We start from the raw sequence: 16,001 nt of genomic DNA, 5'->3' as shown, positions 1-16,001 counted from the left end.
AATATGAAAATAATTATTCCAGTTAAAAGAGTTCTCGATCCTTACACGCAGGCTCGAGTTAATAAGCAGACTCAGCAGGTCGATTTATCAAATGCAAAAATGGCGATGAATCCTTTTTGTGAGATTGCAGTGGAGGAGGCATTAACTTTGAAAGAAAGTGGCGCTGCTACTGAGACCATTGCTGTGAGTATTGGTACCGATAAAACGGTTGATACGCTCAGAACTGCTCTGGCAATGGGTGTTGATCGCGCTATATTTATTAAGACTGATTCAGAGCTTGATCTTCAGCCGCTTCATGTTGGCAAAATTCTAGCTAATATCATTCAGCGTGAGGAAGCGCAGCTTATCATTATGGGTAAGCAAGCTGTTGACAATGATAATAACCAAACTGGTCAAATATTGTCTGGTTTATTAGATTATTCACTGGGCACATTTATCTCTAAATTTGATTTAAGTTCGGACTCTAACAGTGTAGAAGTCAGCCGTGAAATTGACTCAGGTATTGAAACTAGAAAGCTTAATTTACCTGCCATCGTAACCGTTGATCTTAGGTTAAACGAGCCAAGATATGCTTCACTTCCAAACATTATGAAGGCAAGATCTAAGCCATTAGAGACGATTGAATTATCGAGTCTTGGAATTGATACATCACCTCGTATTAAGGTCGTCAGTGTTGAGGAGTCAGGCACCAAAGATAGAGCCTCTAAGCAGATTAGTTCTGCTGAAGAGCTATTCACTGAGTTAAATCAAATGGGAGTTCTATAAATGTCAGTACTTATATTAATTGAACTAAATGGTTCAGAGGTCAGCGCAAATAGCAGAGCAGCATTAACTGCAGCCTTACAGCTTTCTGATAGCGTTGATGCACTAGTTCTCACTAACGATTCAGCTAACGCAAGCGCAGCAGCTTCGATGAGTGGAATTAACACTGTCAAAACAATCGTTGATGATTCTCTTGAGCATGCCAATGTAGAAGTTGCAAGCAAACTGATTGCTGATGTCATGTCTGATTACAAATTCTTGGTTTCAGGCTCATCTACTTACAGTAAAAATATATTGCCACGCGTTGGTGCCCTCCTCGATGTTCAGCCTATCTCGGATGTCTGTGAGATTAAATCATCAAACACCTTTGTCAGACCTTTGTATGCTGGCAATGTGATGGCAACTGTAGAGACTTCTGATGATACGATTGTCATGACGGTAAGAGCAACTGCCTTTGAGCATGCTGAAGATGGTGGTTCTGCTGCTGTAGAAGCCTTGTCTCCTGCAATGCCAGAATCTAACTCCACATTTATTTCTCTTCAAGAGTCACAATCAGAGCGTCCAGAGCTAACTACTGCAGAGCGCATTGTATCTGGTGGTAGAGGGCTTGGGTCTAAAGATAACTTTGCAATGATCGAGCAGTTAGCAGATAAACTAGACGCCGCAGTTGGCGCCTCAAGGGCTGCAGTTGACGCTGGGTTTATTTCTAATGACTATCAAGTTGGGCAAACTGGAAAGGTCGTTGCGCCTAAGCTCTACCTTGCAGTTGGAATTTCTGGAGCAATTCAGCATCTTGCTGGAATGAAAGATTCTCAAGTCATTGTCGTGATAAACAACGATCCAGACGCACCAATGTCAAGGATGGCTGATATAGTCTGGCAGGTCGACTTATTTGATGCACTTAATGAATTAAACGCTTATCAGGTATAAAATAGTAATTAATGGATAGAGAATCGATTGAATATGATGTTGTAATAGTGGGTGGCGGTCCATCAGGGCTCGCTTCCGCTTGCAAACTCAAACAGCTCAATCCAAACCTCTCAGTCTGTCTCCTAGAAAAAGGCTCTGAAATAGGCTCCCATATTCTCTCAGGTGCAGTTTTTGAGCCCAAAACGCTCTTTGACTTGTTTCCTGAAGCTGCTAAAGATTGTCCAACACTCAAAACCAAGGTTGCCAAAGATGAGCTGTTCTGGCTAACAGGCGAGAACAAAAGTATCAAAGTGCCCTCTTGGTTAATGCCAAAGAGTCTTCATAATAAGGGCAACTACATTATTTCTTTGGGTGAACTCTGTCAATGGATCTCTGAAAAGGCGATGGAGCTTGGTGTAGATATCTTTCCAGGCTTTCCAGCTCAAAGCTACATTAAAGATGAAAGTGGAAGAGTTATTGGTATTTCAACCGGTGACATGGGGATTGATAAAGAAGGCAACCAAAAAGGTACCTTCACACCTGGAATGGACATTCTTGCAAAACAGACCATTTTTGCTGAAGGCGCACGGGGTCACCTAGGTAAGCAGCTTATCAAAGAGTTCAATCTTGATGAAGGCAAAACGCCGCAACACTTTGCAATTGGATTTAAAGAGGTCTGGGAAGTTGAGAACGACCAGTATAGCGCTGGAGATGTAGTGCACACTATGGGCTGGCCACTCAACGAAGGAACAACCGGAGGCGGCTTCCTTTACCATTTTGATAACAATCGTATTGCTGTAGGTCTGATTGTTGACCTCAACTATACTAATCCAAGTCACAGCCCTTTCCAAGAATTTCAACAGTTTAAAAAACATCCAAAAATTAAGCAATTTTTAGAGTCAGGTAAACGTGTTTCATACGGCGCTAGAGCGATCACTAAAGGCGGTATAAATTCACTTGTGAAGATGGACTTTAATGGTGGCATGATTATTGGTTGTGACGCTGGGACTCTTAATCCAAGTAAGATTAAGGGAAGCCATTGCGCGCTTCAGTCAGGCATTTTAGCTGCTGAATATATTAACAAAATACTTTCAGAAGAGATATGTGAGTTTGATGATTTATTTAAAAGTAGTGCACTCTATAATGAGCTTTACAAGTCACGTAACTTCAGTGCAGCAATGCACAAGTTTGGCTTTTATATAGGCGCTGCCTATAACTTTATAGAGTCAAATATCTTTAGAAATTCATTGCCAATCACTATCAAAGATGAGCAAAGGGATTGCGACTCGCTAAACTTAAATAATCCACTCTATTCCAAAGAGTACCCTGCCCCAGACAATGTTTTAAGTTTTGATATCACTTCATCACTATTTCTCTCAGGTACAAATCACGAGGAAGATCAGCCCGTTCATCTTAAATTAACTGACCCTTCTATCCCGTTGAATCGTAATAAAGAGCTGTTTGATGAACCAGCACAAAGGTACTGCCCTGCTGGCGTCTATGAGATTGTTGACAAAGAAGGTGAGGACTATTTTCAAATCAACGCACAAAACTGTCTTCACTGTAAGACCTGTGACATAAAAGATCCATCACAAAACATTAACTGGGTACCGCCAGAAGGCGGAGGCGGACCAAACTACATAGGAATGTAGAGCTACTTACACTGATTTGCTGTTACAACCACCGTATTAATGATTTCATCAACGCTACAACCTCTAGATAAGTCATTGACTGGCTTTGAGAGCCCTTGAAGGATTGGGCCAATCGCTCTAGCGCCAGAGAATCGCTGGACTAATTTATAGCCTATATTCCCAGCATCCAGATTCGGGAAGATAAACACATTGGCAGGTGGCAAGAAAGAGGAATCTGAATCTTTGATTTTTAATACGTCTGGATCTAGTGCAGCATCCAGCTGAACATTACCGATAACGTTAATACCTGGAAGTGATGATCTTAGAAGCTCAGTTGCCTCTCTTACCTTATCCACCTCAGCATGCTTAGCACTCTGATTAGTAGAAAATGAAAGCATAGCGAGTTTAGGGCTCTGTGTTAGAAAAGATTGCGCCGTCTCGTAAGCGCTTTTAGCAATCTCAGCCAACTCTTCAGAATTTGGATTAATATTCATTGCGCAGTCAGAAAAAATCAAGTTGCCGCCATACATACTATGATTATCGTCAAAAACCATTAAGAACAAGCTGGATACGAGCTTACTTCCCTCTGCAACCCCAACAATCCTCAGTGCGTTACTCAGGACTTCTTGGCTCGGCGTTATTGCGCCAGTAACAACCCCATCAACATCCCCCCTTTGAAGAGCCATCATAGCAAAGACACTTTTATTTGAAAGCATCTCTAATGCTGATTCGACTGTCACACCTTTATGTTTTCGTAGCTCAAATAATGTCTGCGCATATTGTGCTTTCAAATCTTCGTTTTTTGGGTTGATTGACTCAAGCCCCAAAGAAGATGCAGGCTCTTCATCAAAAAGGACTATTTGAGCTATTTTTTGATCTTTAATTGACTTGGCTGCCGCTATGATTCTGGAGTCAGTCGATTCAGGTAATAAAATTCGAGGATATTTGCTTTTAGCCTTGCTGGTTAAATCATCAAGTAATGGCATAAATGAGTCTCTTTAAGGATAGACATAGTTTACCCGAAAATGGTAAATTTTTTATATCTTGAGAATTAAACTCAATTCTAATTTAAGCCCTGCTGTATTGACTTGCAATTTTAAGTCTTTGAATTTTTCCTGAAGGACCTTTGGGTAAAGGCTCATCTACAAAAATAATCTGTCTGGGAGTTTTATATTCGCCAAGGTCAGCCTTGCATAGGTCAAGAAGTTCCTTTTCATTGGCAACAAGATCGTCCTTTAAAAAGACACAGGCAGATATTTCTTCACCATAGTTGTCATCCTCAATCCCAAAGGTGCACGCTTCTAATACAGCGTTATGCTTGTATAAAGTATCATCAATCTCTCTTGGTGAGATGTTTTCACCACCCTTTATGATAAGCTCTTTCTTTCTTCCTGTTATGAAGAAGAACCCATCTTCATCTTCAACACCAAGGTCGCCTGTTAAAAAATAGCCATCCTCATTGAAGGCTCCAGAAGTTGCCTCTTCATTCTTAAAATATTCTAATAAAACGTTGTCACCTTTAATGACTAACTCTCCTGTATTTCCATGAGAAAGGTAACTACCGTTATCTGCTATGACTCTGACTTCATTGCCGTAAGCTTTTCCAGCAGAGCCATGCTTTCCATTGGTAGGTGGGTTGGACAGTATTTGAGCGGCTGTCTCAGTTAGTCCCATCGTTTCAATAATCTTCACGCCAAACGTTTTTTCAAACTTCTTGTGAACCTCTGGTGAAAGAGGTGCTGAAGCAGAGCGACCAAAGCGCAAATTTTTCAGTTCTAATGATTTGACATTAAAATTATCATTTAGTAAGTAATTAATAATTGTTGGAACAACACTAAACCAGCTGCATTCATATTTTTCAATTATTTGCCAAAAATTCTTAACGCTGAACTTGCCAACCGTCACCACGCAGCTATTACTAACTAGCGCACTTGCAATGGATACCATTTCAGCATTAATATGATAGAGCGGTAATACGCAGAACGAAATATCACTCGAACTGATCTCGTGAGCGATGACCGTGTTCCTGCCCCCAGCAATTACATTTTTATGAGATAAAAGAGCGCCTTTTGGAACGCCTGTTGTCCCAGATGTATAAATTAAAACTGCTGGTGTATCTGGATGAGTTAAGGTCATTGCCTCATCTAATGAATCTTTATCAGCAATCTTTAGACTATCAATTTGACTATACTCTACAACACTTACATCTGAAGCACTCAAAATGTCTTTGAACTTATCAGTGTAGAAGCTTGATGCAAAGATGATTTTGCACTCTGAGTGATCAATTGTATATTTAATTTGTTTAGAGCCTGCTAAGACGTTCAAAGGAACGATGACAACGCCATGGTACATTGCACCAACAAAAAGCAGCGTTGAGGCGTAACCATTATCAAGCATAAATCCAACCTTGTCATTTGAATGAATGCTGTTTGCTTTAAAGAAAGCGCCTAAAGCGAGTATATCTTTTTGAAGCTGACTGTATGACACGTGAAGATTTAGATCTGCATCAATTAGGAAATTTTTCTCAGGTGTATCAGAAGCATACTGATCAACTAACTTTGTCACTGTTGAGCTTTTCAAGGAGTACTTTTCCCAGTAATCCGAGAAAATATCTTTTTCAGATGGCTCATCAGGTTCAATAGTTTTGACAATTTTGGTAATGTTTAGATAGTGCTTGTAATTTAAATTTTCATCAGTGACATTGTTGCCCCAGGTTCCGCAGCCCATTGATAAAGAAAATGGAAGTCCATTATCAAAATTACCGCCAGTCGCAAAGCAGTGAGCTTGGTTTACAATAACTCTGCACACTGGAAGCTCCATTCCAAGCCTTTCTATGTTGTCTTCGTTTTGGCTATGAATGCCGCACGAGTGTCCTTTACCTTGATTTTTTAAAATCAGTGTTGCAATTTTAACTGCATGACTAAAGTCTTTTGCTTTATATACTGCCAAAACAGGGGACAGCTTTTCCATTGAAAATGGAAAGTCTAGACCTACATTTTGCTCCTCTACCATGAGGAATTTTGAGCTCAAATGCTTACCTTTAAGGCCAACAAGTGTAGCTATTTCGTTTGACTTCTTAGCTATGATGTCTCTATTGATAATGCCATTTTCACTCCACATACCTTGCTGGAGTATTTTTTTCTCTTGGATGTCTAAGAGGGAGCCACCCTCTTCCTCTAGAGATTTAATTAGTTCTTCATAAACACTCTTTAGAACTATGATGCTATTCTCAGAGGAGCAGCTAGTTGCATTATCAAACGTTTTTGAAGTCATAATTTTGTGAGACGCATCATTAAGATTAGCGCTCTCATCAATAATGGAGGGGACATTGCCAACTCCTACTCCAAGCGTTGGAGTCCCACTCTGAAGAGCCCTTTGAATATTGTTTTGAGAACCTGTTGCGACAATTAAATCTACAAGTCTAGATAGCTCATTGGTGTCTTCCTTGCTGATCGGCTCAGGCAGCGACTGAACAATGTTTTTTGGAGCTCCAGTTCGAGTAAGTGCTATTTGGATAAGCTCGACAACACGCGTACAAACTTTAGCACCTTTTGGTGATGGCGCAAGAATAATTGCATTTCTACACTTTAAAGCATTGATGACTTTATTAAGGGGAGTTGCAACTGGGTTTGTAGAGGGCACAACTGCCCCAATAACGCCAACAGGCCTTGCTATTTCAATGATGCCTTTTTGAACATTTTGATCAATAATGCCAACCGTCTTAACGCCCTTTAAATCTCTTAAAAGTCCCAGTGTTTTACGTCGATTTTTGCGTTTTTTATCTTCAATATTTCCAAGACCCGTATCTTTAACTGCCATCTCGGAGAGTTCTTGGTTATTTTCTGGCTGAATAATCTCCCAGGCTACCGCTAATATTAATTCATCAACTTGCTCTTGGGAGTAGTTATTGATTGTTTCTTGAGCTTTTTTCGCATTAGCGACTAGCTTTTCAATTAATGTGTTGTGTTGGATCGTCATTTTGAATTATTGTTAATAAGATTTGCTAGGGAGCAAAACTCCCTAGCAAAATTAATTTTCAATAGATTTTACTTTATTGAAGACCAGCTAAAAGATCTGTTAAATAAGCCTGTCTTTCATTCCACATGCTTATAACCTCATCTCTATTCATTATTCTTGCAGGCGAGTTAGTTGACTTCATTTTTCCTACAGTCTTCTTTTCACCAAACATATTTGGCACTTTACTTGCAAGATAGTCAATAACATCCTGTGGAGTTCCTGCTGGAACCATCAATCCACGGAAGTTAACACTTGAATCATCAACGTCAACACCGCTCTCCTGAAGTGTAGGTACGTCAGGCAAGTACTCATGTCTTGATAGGTCTGCAACTGCTAATATCTTAAGATCAGCTGCACTTCTAGCCGAGTCAGAAAGGTTATTAAATCCAGCTACTGTTTCTCCAGCCTTGACCATTCTTAATGCGTCTACACCACCCGAAGCTGGGATATAAGTTAAGTTAGCACCTGAAGCCTTAGCAAACTGCAAAAATGCAATATGGTGACCAACAAACTTTCCAGCACCGCTTATTGTGACAGCACCAGGATTTGCTTCTGCGTGAGCTAATAGCTCTCCAACTGTATTGAATGGGCTGTCCTTGCCAACAATTAATACCGCAGGATCTGCACCCCAGTTTCCGATTGGCTCTAGGTTGTTAATATTGTATTTTGTATCAAATACAATTGACTGAGCTATAAAGTGAGGGACATTATATGCACCTAGCATATATCCATCCTGTGAGGCTTCACTGGCAAACCAGTTCCAACCCTTTCTACCACCAGCACCAGGCTTATTAAGAATATAGATCGGCTGACCAATAAGATCCTCTTTGCCAGACGCAAGTGTTGCGATTCTAGCTTGGAAGTCTGTGGCACCACCAGGGCCATAAGCTACCATGACGCCAATAGGCTTATCAGGGTAGTCAGCCTGAGCTGGCATTAGCATCAATGATGCTATAGCAAGCAGGGCTACTTTTGTTATATTTATAATTTTCATTACTTCTCCTTTTTTTTATTATTAAAACAAACCTTCTGGAGTGCGAACCTGTAAAAGTAGTGTAAATAACCCATAAAGCGTCATAGTGAACACAATAGTGATACCCAGTTTTATGAGCAACACACGCCAAAAGTCTTTTGATTCTGAAGGCTTGCTGTAATACATCACAAGCGAAAAGAATACGATCATTGAGGCCAAATAAAAGCCTAGTATTTTGAGTAATAAGATAAATGCTGTGGCAATCGCAATGCCAGGCATTAAGTCTTTGAAATTAGTGGATTTGTCGGCATCCCCTTTCTCAAACCACAGCATCAGAGATAACACTGCAATCATCGATGAAATGAGTCTTGGGAATAGATAGTCTTCCGAGTTCCCAAGAACAAATGAAGCATAAACCAGAAATGCACTTACGAGAGTAACAAGGACAGTAGAAATTTTGATTTGTTTGTTCATATATTAGCTCTGTTTAGATTTTCGGCTTGAGTAAATACCATATGCGATAGAAACAAAGCATAAGGTAATTAACACAATGTTGATTGTTCCAGAGGTAAAGTGCTGAAAAGAGCTACCCTTTGCATTACCAATCATATTTCCAAGAAGGAATTTTTCTTCTGTCATTGTTCCTAAAATCAAACCTAAAACGACTGGAACTGGGCTAAAACCAGCTTTACTTCCAAAGTACATTAAAGTACCTAGCGTAAACATAATGAGCACATCAGAGTAATCATTTTGAATGCTGTAGGTTCCAAAAACAGCAAGCAACAAAATGCCTGCAGCCATATAGTTATCTGGAACCTTCATAATCCATTTACTATGGCGACTCAAAAAGAGTCCAATAATGAGCATCAAAACTTGAGCAATGATGAGAGAGTCAATAAAGGTCCAAACCACTTCAGTGTTTTTAGTAAAGATATCATGACCTGGAAAAATTCCATGAATTAGCAACCCACCCAGTAAGACAGCAGCCGTAGGACTTCCAGGAATACTGAGCGTTAAAAGTGGTATTAAAGAAGGCCCAACCATTGAGTTATTAGCACTCTCAGCTGCAATAATCGCTTCAGGCTCACCCTTTCCATAGTTCGCTCGGTTAGAGCTAATTTTTTTAGACTGGTCGTAGGCAACGATGCCTGCTATTTGACCGCCTGCTCCAGGAATAATTCCAATGATTGATCCAATCAAAGAGCCAACTGATAATGCCTTGACTTTGCTAGAAACAAGTCTAAATGATTGCATCAGTGTTGAGTCCCCCGTTGCTGAAAACACTTCATTCTTCTTGCCATAAAAATTCTCTAAAAGATTCCAGACTTGGGGCATCGCAAAAAGTCCAATAAGGCCAACAACAATATGAACACCGCCTTCCAAATGATCAGTAAATACGAAGCGCTCCATCGCACTGGTTGGGTGCTCACCAATGGTTGCAAGCATGAGTCCAAATAGACCTGACATCAAACCTTTGATAACGGACTTAGAGTCTAAGGTTGCTATTATTGTAATTCCCAAAATCGCAACCCAGAAGAGTTCAGTTGACATAAATTTGAGTGAAAGTGCTGCCAAGGGTGGAGTGAAGAAAATCAGAATTAGAACGCCAAATATACCGCCAACAAAGGAACTCATGAAACAGTAGTGAAGTGCATCTTTGGCTTTACCACTTTGTGCCATTTTGTGGCCATCCATTGCTGTTGCAATATTGGCTGGTGCACCGGGCACGTTGACAAGAATTGCACTAATAGCGCCGCCAGCAACTGTTGCGGTATACATAGCGCCAAGCAGTATCAAGCCACTTTCAGGCTTCATATGAAAAGTAAAAGGAATCAGGAGTGCGACTGACATCGTTGGGCTCAGCCCAGGAAGTGCCCCTAGTATTATCCCTGCAAATGTCCCGCCAACGAGAAGCGCGATATGATAAACGGTAAATACGTTATCAAAATAGTTTAAAAATTCCATTGTGACCCCTGCTCACTAATATTAATTCATATATATGAATATAAAAACTCATGTATATGAGTAAAGCATGCTACACTTGCATTATTTAATTGTCAATAAATAAAATTTACCTATCGGAAAAAAATAAGTTACATTTTGATTAAGCACTTGCTAAATCAATACTTACTTAAACAAAATAATATTTAAAATAAATACCTAATAGCTAAATCCAAAAGATTTATGACACAAAAACTCTATCAAAAAGTAATCGACCTTATCAACAATCAAATTAATAGTGGTGAGCTTATTATTGGAGATTTAATTCCTTCAGAATCACAACTCTCAAAAAAGCTTAATGTGAGTATTGGAACCGTTAGAAAGGCTATTGATAAACTTGAAAATAGAAAAGTGCTCTATAGGCACCATGGTAAAGGCACCTATGTATCTGATCATGGTTTTGACAATAGTATCTTTAATTTCTTTAGCTATGGAAAACAAGACGGCTCTTCTATTCGTATATACAAAACAACACCCATTAGGCTCAAAGAGAAAGCTTCTGCGGAAATTGCTTTTCAACTAGGAATTAATCAAGGTGATGATGTTATATATCTTGAAAGACTTGGATACATTGATAAAAAAAGCCCAATCATTGTTGAAAAATCATGGTGGGTTGCTGAAGTTGTAGAAGGCCTTCAAGACCCTTCAGTTCATATACCAGATCTCTTGTATGCTGTCATCTTTAAACAGTTTAACACTCAAATCACTTCTTCTCAGGAGGTTTTAACAGCAGGTATTACGAACGCTGAGATTGCTGAAAAACTTCATATCAATAAGGGTGATCCTGTTGTAATCTTAAATAGACATTCTTACGCAAAAGGTAAAGGCTTAGTTGAATTTAGAATTACAACGGGAAGGGCTGATATGTTTAGCTACACAACCACCATCGGAAATCCTGACGCCTAGTTCATATTTATTTTGCCTTCGTTAATTGTAGAGGTTAAACTTAGTGAATATGAATACTCAATATAATCAAGAACGCGAAGATCTAGCCGCCGCTTTTAGGTGGACTGCAAGGCTGAATATGCATGAGGCAGTCGCCAATCATTTCAGTTTAGCGGTTAATGAGAGTGGGTCCAAGTTCCTTTTAAACCCAATTGGTATGCATTTTTCAGAGATTTGTGCGAGCGACTTAATTCTAATTGACGCGAATGACACAGAAACGATGTCACAGCCTAATGCACCCGACCCAACCGCTTGGGCTATTCACAGCGCCCTACATCGTAAAAATCCCCAAGCTAGATGCATTCTTCATGTCCATCCAAAATATGCCACCATCTTATCCTCTCTTGATGACAAAGAGATGAAGCCTATTGATCAAAATACAATGCGTTTCTATGAGAGGATTTCAATAGACAGGGACTTTAGCGGAATGGGGCTAGGTAAAGAGGCAGAAAGATTGAGCACTCTTTTGGGGAATAATCCAGTTCTGCTAATGGGTAACCATGGCGTTTTGACTGCTGCTAAAACGGTAGCAAGTGCCTTTGATGAATTGTATTACTACGAGAGATCATGCCAAACTCTAATTGGAGCATACCAAACAGGCAAAAAACTTCATGTTGTAGGCCATAAAGTTGCTAAAAAGACTGCTCAGCAGTGGATAGATTATGACGCTTCTGAAATGCACTTTGAAGCCTTAAAGCGGATCCTAGATAAAGAAGAGCCAGATTACAAAAACTAAACTACCTAATAAAGGAGATATCATGCCAAAACTTGACACTGATTATGTAAGAGAACAATTCCCAGCTTTTAGTGACCCGCTAAGCTCTAAATGGTCGTTCTTTGAGAATGCAGGTGGTAGTTATGTCCCATCAAATGTGATTGAACGCTTAAATCACTTCATGACCTCTACTAAGGTTCAGCCTTACGCAGAGTTTGATACCTCAGCTATAGCCGGCGATAACATGGATAAGGCGACCAATTTTTTTGCTGAGATGATTAATGCTGATAATGATGAAATCATAATTGGTGGCTCAACCACAATGAACATGTATGTTCTCTCGAATGCTATAAAAAGCCTTTTAAAGCCAGGTGATGAAGTGATTGTTACTAACCAGGACCATGAAGCAAATGTAGGCGCCTGGAGAAGGCTTGCTGATCATGGAATGATAGTCAAGGAGTGGCAAATCAATAATGATACTGCTGAACTTGAAATAGATGACTTAAAAGCACTTTTATCTGAAAAAACAAAAATTGTTGCTGTTACTCACTGCTCAAATATTGTTGGATCTATCAACGACCTAAAATCGATTGCTGAGCTTGTCCATCAATACGATGCATACATTGTTGGAGATGGTGTCTCTTATGCTCCCCATGGATTCCCAGATGTAAAGAGCCTAGACGTTGATTTTTATGCTTTTAGTCTTTATAAGACGTATGGACCTCATTTAGGTCTTTTGTATGGAAAAAAAGAGATTCTTAATCAACTACCTAATCAAAATCATGAGTTTTTAGAGGGTGATGTGCCCTACACTCTTAATCCGGGTGGCCCAAACCATGAAGAGCTCTCATGCTTAGTTGGAGTTTATGAATACTTTATGAACCTCTTTGAGCACCACTACCCTGGTGAAAACCTTCCTATTAGAGAGAAAATTCATAAGTTAAATGAATTAATTGCAGAACATGAAAAGGAGATTGCAAATCCACTTCTTGATTATTTGAGTAATAGAAGTGACATAAGACTCATCGGCAAGAAAACAATCACTGACAAAGACAGAGCACCAACAATTGCCTTTACCATGAAAAACAAGTCATCCAAAGATTTAAGTAGTGAGCTTGTAAAGCATGGGATTGCAACAAGGAATGATAATTTCTATGCCTGGAGATGTCTAATGTCCCTTGGCATAGATGTGGATGATGGTGTGGTAAGAACCAGCATGGTTCACTACAACACTCATGATGATGTCAGTAATCTAATTAAAGCTTTAAAACAGATTTAGATCTCTGTTGTGGATGAAGCGATTGCTTGCTTTGCCATTTCAATTTTTTGTATATAAGTTTTGTTATAAAGAGAGCCGTGTTATTATTGATTAGCGCCTTTATTCAGCCAGTGATGTGATTTTTAACGAAGCGTGATTAACGCCAGCATTCTCTCTACTTTCAATCATATTAGGCTCTTTTAATTTCTTATCCTCGATTGAATTCATTTCGACAACTGTATATACATTACTTTCGTTGCCCTTTTCATGGCCATAGGCTATAACTTTAACATTATTTTTTTGTCTCATAGCCTCATTAGATTCGAATGCTTTCTTCCAGACCTTGTAACCTTTAGTAACTTCAAAATTTGATATTACTATCATTTTTCTCCTTTATTTTGAATAGCAGCTCCTTGAACAGGAGCTGCCTGTGAAAAGACTTTAATTTTCACTTTTTTCAAACATCGCCGCTTTGTCAGCATCAGTTTTTGCCGCATACTCTTCTTCAGTTAACATATGCCATCCAATACAATCTCCAGTAGGTGATCTACCGCAACCACATGTACCATTTTCTTTTTTAACGTTATCCATCATTTTTTCCTTTGAATTGTTAGATTATTGCCAGCTTTTGACTTCAGTGCTGGCGACTGATTAAATAACGCCTCTGCAGATTATTAGCGTTTAGTCATTGAAATAAAATTATAATCATTTATAATTTGCAATAAAGTCACTATTAAACAAATTACTATTACATATTATGAAACAATACTCTTTAATCGAATTAGAAACTTATCAGGCTGTTGTTGAAGCCGGAAGCTTTAACCTAGCTGCCGACAGATTGAGCACAAGCGCTGCAACTGTGAGTCGTCGCATAAGCACCCTAGAATCAGCTTTAGGTGTTAGATTACTGAATCGTACGACTAGAAATATAAATCTAACAGAAGCTGGTGAGCAATATCTTGATGATGTTAAAAATATCTTAGAAAGCGTAGAGATCTCAGAAGAAAGGATTGGGGAAGGTAAAGCAGAAGCAAAGGGTGAATTACGAATTGCCGCTCCACTTAGTTTTGGTATAAAACACTTATCTCCAGTACTACCATCATTCATGAAGAGCCATCCAAATATAATCATCAACTTGAAACTAGAAGACAGCCAGACTGATCTTCAAGCTGAAGGAATAGATATAGCGCTTCGAGTTACTCAAAATATTAAGGATTCATCCCTTATTGCAACTCCCTTGTGCTCAATTCCCATTGTAATTTGTGCCTCACCAGACTATATCAATAAACATGGCAAACCTAAATCTATAAATGATATTCAAAAGTATAATTTTCTTGGATATAGCTTAGCATCTAATAACCTTAAAACTCGACTTGGTTCAAACTCTGATCCTCGAATTGGCTTTGTGGCAAACAATGGTGATGTCATAAGGGAGGCTGCAATTAATGGTTTTGGTATTACTGCACTTCCATTATTCTTGATTGAAGACGATTTAAAAAATGGAAAATTAGTAACAATAATCGACAATCAAGTTAAACCTGAAACACTATATGCCGTTAGATTGTCTCGAAGGTTTACCCCAACAAAGGTCAAAGTGATGGTTGATTATTTAAGAGATACCTTTAAAGACTAAAACAATCAAAAAACTAAACTTCTTGATATAAGGTTGGAAACATTTTTCCAGATAAATCGTCTCCATTTTTATAGCCATTCGACTCCATTATGGTTCTTTCAGCTTGGGCCCAATCCCCTCGATATTCAATCTTAGAGCCTTCTTTAGCCATTCTAAGAGTATATCGATGTATAGTGCTCTTTGGTATAGACTGGCTTAAGCTTCCGTGCAGTGTTCGAATATCAAAAAAAACACAATCACCAACTTCTAAGTCCCACTGAAGGAATTCATAGTCCTCTTTGTTATTAAGAATATCAGGGGTGATGTCGTAGCTTTTTCCATTAACCACTCCAGCTTTTCCATCATCGGGATGTCCCTCTTGAAATCGAGTACGAATATAAAGCTTATTCCAAAGGTGTGAACCTTTAATCCACGCAATTGCCTCCTCTTTTGGGACTGGCTCAAGTGGAAGCCATAAAACACACATCGAGCCTTCAAAGTCAAAGTATGAAATGTCATGATGAAATGGTGCCCCAGATTTAGATCCTGCTTCCCTAAGAAACCAATTATCCATGACTAGATTGACTTGACTTGCACCCATCAGCTCTGAGGCAATTTGAGCTGTTGGAGACTTGTGAACGAAGTCTGTGAACTCATCAAAAAGATCCCAAGTCCAAAAATCTTCGAAGTAACCAGGCGCGTCATTATCCTTGGTGTGTCTAACAAATCGTGGGCTAGGGTTTTGAAAATCCTTAGAAATACCCTTTCTGAGCTTTTCAATCCAGGCTCTATCGAACTTTCCTTTAATTAAGACGGCGCCATCTTTCTTATACTGATCAATCTGATCAGCCTTAAGAAGTCTACTCATATTGAATAAATTTTAAATAGCGCAGCGCATGTCACTTCCACAACACATTGGCGATTTGATTTTCCCGTGGCCATTTGGACATTTTGAGATTTGGACTGAACTTCCATCATCAAGTTTGAGTGAATCATCCTTGAGAGGTTCATCACACTTAGCGCAGGTCGCATTTACACCCATTCCACAATTATCACATTCATAAGTTGCCATAAGTATTCTCCGATTAATGTATTAATATAGTAACAGAATTAGACCAATATTTCTCCAATATCTAAATCAGATAGCGTGATAATTTTTCAGTAAAGGTATATCATTA

The 16,001-nt window shown here is 39.2% G+C and carries 16 protein-coding genes; 7 read left to right on the top strand and 9 right to left on the bottom strand.

Annotated elements, in window-relative coordinates; genetic code table 11:
• Positions 1-3: 3 nt before the first annotated feature.
• From AC5YGB_RS04400 to AC5YGB_RS04390, 3 genes are read left to right on the top strand one after another with little or no spacing between them, the layout of a single operon-like run.
• Positions 4-765: an electron transfer flavoprotein subunit beta/FixA family protein gene (locus AC5YGB_RS04400; protein ID WP_496137986.1), complete on the top strand. Its 762-nt coding sequence runs from the start codon at positions 4-6 to the stop codon at positions 763-765.
• Positions 766-1,692, top strand: a complete 927-nt coding sequence (locus tag AC5YGB_RS04395; RefSeq protein WP_496137985.1) for an FAD-binding protein — start codon at positions 766-768, stop codon at positions 1,690-1,692.
• 11 nt (positions 1,693-1,703) lie between these two features.
• A complete protein-coding gene (locus AC5YGB_RS04390) occupies positions 1,704-3,323 on the top strand; it encodes a 4Fe-4S dicluster domain-containing protein (protein WP_496137984.1) in 1,620 nt (539 codons plus the stop codon).
• Between the two features lie 2 nt (positions 3,324-3,325).
• Here the strand turns inward: AC5YGB_RS04390 and pta are convergent, their stop codons facing one another.
• The 5 genes from pta to AC5YGB_RS04365 form a co-directional block, all read right to left on the bottom strand.
• On the bottom strand, positions 3,326-4,288 hold the full coding sequence (gene pta / locus AC5YGB_RS04385; protein WP_496137983.1) for a phosphate acetyltransferase: 963 nt from the start codon (positions 4,286-4,288) through the stop codon (positions 3,326-3,328).
• An 82-nt stretch (positions 4,289-4,370) separates the two neighbouring features.
• A complete protein-coding gene (sauS, locus tag AC5YGB_RS04380; RefSeq protein WP_496137982.1) occupies positions 4,371-7,280 on the bottom strand; it encodes an acylating sulfoacetaldehyde dehydrogenase in 2,910 nt (969 codons plus the stop codon).
• A gap of 73 nt (positions 7,281-7,353) precedes the next feature.
• Positions 7,354-8,313: a tripartite tricarboxylate transporter substrate binding protein gene (locus AC5YGB_RS04375; RefSeq protein ID WP_020025515.1), complete on the bottom strand. Its 960-nt coding sequence runs from the start codon at positions 8,311-8,313 to the stop codon at positions 7,354-7,356.
• Positions 8,314-8,334: 21 nt separating this feature from the next.
• Positions 8,335-8,766 (bottom strand): tripartite tricarboxylate transporter TctB family protein, encoded by a 432-nt coding sequence (locus tag AC5YGB_RS04370; RefSeq protein ID WP_053820142.1) that lies wholly within the window; start codon positions 8,764-8,766, stop codon positions 8,335-8,337.
• A gap of 3 nt (positions 8,767-8,769) precedes the next feature.
• The gene (locus AC5YGB_RS04365) at positions 8,770-10,257 is read right to left on the bottom strand and encodes a tripartite tricarboxylate transporter permease (RefSeq protein WP_020024803.1); all 1,488 of its coding nucleotides are present in this window, start codon (positions 10,255-10,257) and stop codon (positions 8,770-8,772) included.
• A gap of 219 nt (positions 10,258-10,476) precedes the next feature.
• Here AC5YGB_RS04365 and AC5YGB_RS04360 point away from each other — a divergent pair, with 219 nt between their 5' ends.
• The 3 genes from AC5YGB_RS04360 to AC5YGB_RS04350 are packed head-to-tail and all read left to right on the top strand — an operon-like array spanning position 10,477 to position 13,232.
• On the top strand, positions 10,477-11,199 hold the full coding sequence (locus AC5YGB_RS04360; protein ID WP_020025518.1) for a GntR family transcriptional regulator: 723 nt from the start codon (positions 10,477-10,479) through the stop codon (positions 11,197-11,199).
• A gap of 49 nt (positions 11,200-11,248) precedes the next feature.
• Positions 11,249-11,974 (top strand): class II aldolase/adducin family protein, encoded by a 726-nt coding sequence (locus AC5YGB_RS04355; RefSeq protein WP_496137981.1) that lies wholly within the window; start codon positions 11,249-11,251, stop codon positions 11,972-11,974.
• Positions 11,975-11,996: 22 nt separating this feature from the next.
• Positions 11,997-13,232: an aminotransferase class V-fold PLP-dependent enzyme gene (locus AC5YGB_RS04350; RefSeq protein ID WP_496137980.1), complete on the top strand. Its 1,236-nt coding sequence runs from the start codon at positions 11,997-11,999 to the stop codon at positions 13,230-13,232.
• A 99-nt stretch (positions 13,233-13,331) separates the two neighbouring features.
• On the opposite strand, the gene AC5YGB_RS04345 is transcribed toward AC5YGB_RS04350, so the two are convergent.
• Positions 13,332-13,595 (bottom strand): hypothetical protein, encoded by a 264-nt coding sequence (locus AC5YGB_RS04345; protein ID WP_496137979.1) that lies wholly within the window; start codon positions 13,593-13,595, stop codon positions 13,332-13,334.
• A 57-nt stretch (positions 13,596-13,652) separates the two neighbouring features.
• Positions 13,653-13,805, bottom strand: coding sequence for a hypothetical protein (locus tag AC5YGB_RS04340; RefSeq protein WP_020026592.1), 153 nt, complete (start codon positions 13,803-13,805; stop codon positions 13,653-13,655).
• Between the two features lie 163 nt (positions 13,806-13,968).
• Between AC5YGB_RS04340 and AC5YGB_RS04335 the strand changes: the two genes are divergently transcribed.
• Complete coding sequence (locus tag AC5YGB_RS04335; protein WP_020024810.1) at positions 13,969-14,844, top strand: LysR family transcriptional regulator; 876 nt, start codon at positions 13,969-13,971, stop codon at positions 14,842-14,844.
• Between the two features lie 13 nt (positions 14,845-14,857).
• Here AC5YGB_RS04335 and AC5YGB_RS04330 read toward each other — a convergent pair whose 3' ends face one another.
• Positions 14,858-15,691: a phytanoyl-CoA dioxygenase family protein gene (locus AC5YGB_RS04330; protein ID WP_496137978.1), complete on the bottom strand. Its 834-nt coding sequence runs from the start codon at positions 15,689-15,691 to the stop codon at positions 14,858-14,860.
• 12 nt (positions 15,692-15,703) lie between these two features.
• A complete protein-coding gene (locus AC5YGB_RS04325) occupies positions 15,704-15,895 on the bottom strand; it encodes a hypothetical protein (protein WP_020024812.1) in 192 nt (63 codons plus the stop codon).
• Between the last annotated feature and the right edge of the window lie 106 nt (positions 15,896-16,001).

The sequence above is a fragment of the Candidatus Pseudothioglobus sp. uisw_142 genome (genome assembly GCF_059512465.1).
The sequence above is the reverse complement of the archived record's forward strand: the minus strand, read 5'-3'. Positions and strand labels throughout refer to the sequence as shown.

Excerpts from the sequence above, each read along its gene's own strand:
- AC5YGB_RS04360 (WP_020025518.1), top strand. The coding sequence starts at position 10,477 with ATGACACAAAAACTCTATCAAAAAGTAATCGACCTTATCAACAATCAA.
- AC5YGB_RS04330 (WP_496137978.1), bottom strand. The coding sequence starts at position 15,691 with ATGAGTAGACTTCTTAAGGCTGATCAGATTGATCAGTATAAGAAAGAT.
- AC5YGB_RS04400 (WP_496137986.1), top strand. The coding sequence starts at position 4 with ATGAAAATAATTATTCCAGTTAAAAGAGTTCTCGATCCTTACACGCAG.
- AC5YGB_RS04390 (WP_496137984.1), top strand. The coding sequence starts at position 1,704 with ATGGATAGAGAATCGATTGAATATGATGTTGTAATAGTGGGTGGCGGT.
- AC5YGB_RS04325 (WP_020024812.1), bottom strand. The coding sequence starts at position 15,895 with ATGGCAACTTATGAATGTGATAATTGTGGAATGGGTGTAAATGCGACC.
- AC5YGB_RS04340 (WP_020026592.1), bottom strand. The coding sequence starts at position 13,805 with ATGATGGATAACGTTAAAAAAGAAAATGGTACATGTGGTTGCGGTAGA.
- AC5YGB_RS04335 (WP_020024810.1), top strand. The coding sequence starts at position 13,969 with ATGAAACAATACTCTTTAATCGAATTAGAAACTTATCAGGCTGTTGTT.
- AC5YGB_RS04370 (WP_053820142.1), bottom strand. The coding sequence starts at position 8,766 with ATGAACAAACAAATCAAAATTTCTACTGTCCTTGTTACTCTCGTAAGT.
- AC5YGB_RS04375 (WP_020025515.1), bottom strand. The coding sequence starts at position 8,313 with ATGAAAATTATAAATATAACAAAAGTAGCCCTGCTTGCTATAGCATCA.
- AC5YGB_RS04365 (WP_020024803.1), bottom strand. The coding sequence starts at position 10,257 with ATGGAATTTTTAAACTATTTTGATAACGTATTTACCGTTTATCATATC.
- AC5YGB_RS04395 (WP_496137985.1), top strand. The coding sequence starts at position 766 with ATGTCAGTACTTATATTAATTGAACTAAATGGTTCAGAGGTCAGCGCA.
- AC5YGB_RS04355 (WP_496137981.1), top strand. The coding sequence starts at position 11,249 with ATGAATACTCAATATAATCAAGAACGCGAAGATCTAGCCGCCGCTTTT.
- AC5YGB_RS04350 (WP_496137980.1), top strand. The coding sequence starts at position 11,997 with ATGCCAAAACTTGACACTGATTATGTAAGAGAACAATTCCCAGCTTTT.
- pta (WP_496137983.1), bottom strand. The coding sequence starts at position 4,288 with ATGCCATTACTTGATGATTTAACCAGCAAGGCTAAAAGCAAATATCCT.
- AC5YGB_RS04345 (WP_496137979.1), bottom strand. The coding sequence starts at position 13,595 with ATGATAGTAATATCAAATTTTGAAGTTACTAAAGGTTACAAGGTCTGG.
- sauS (WP_496137982.1), bottom strand. The coding sequence starts at position 7,280 with ATGACGATCCAACACAACACATTAATTGAAAAGCTAGTCGCTAATGCG.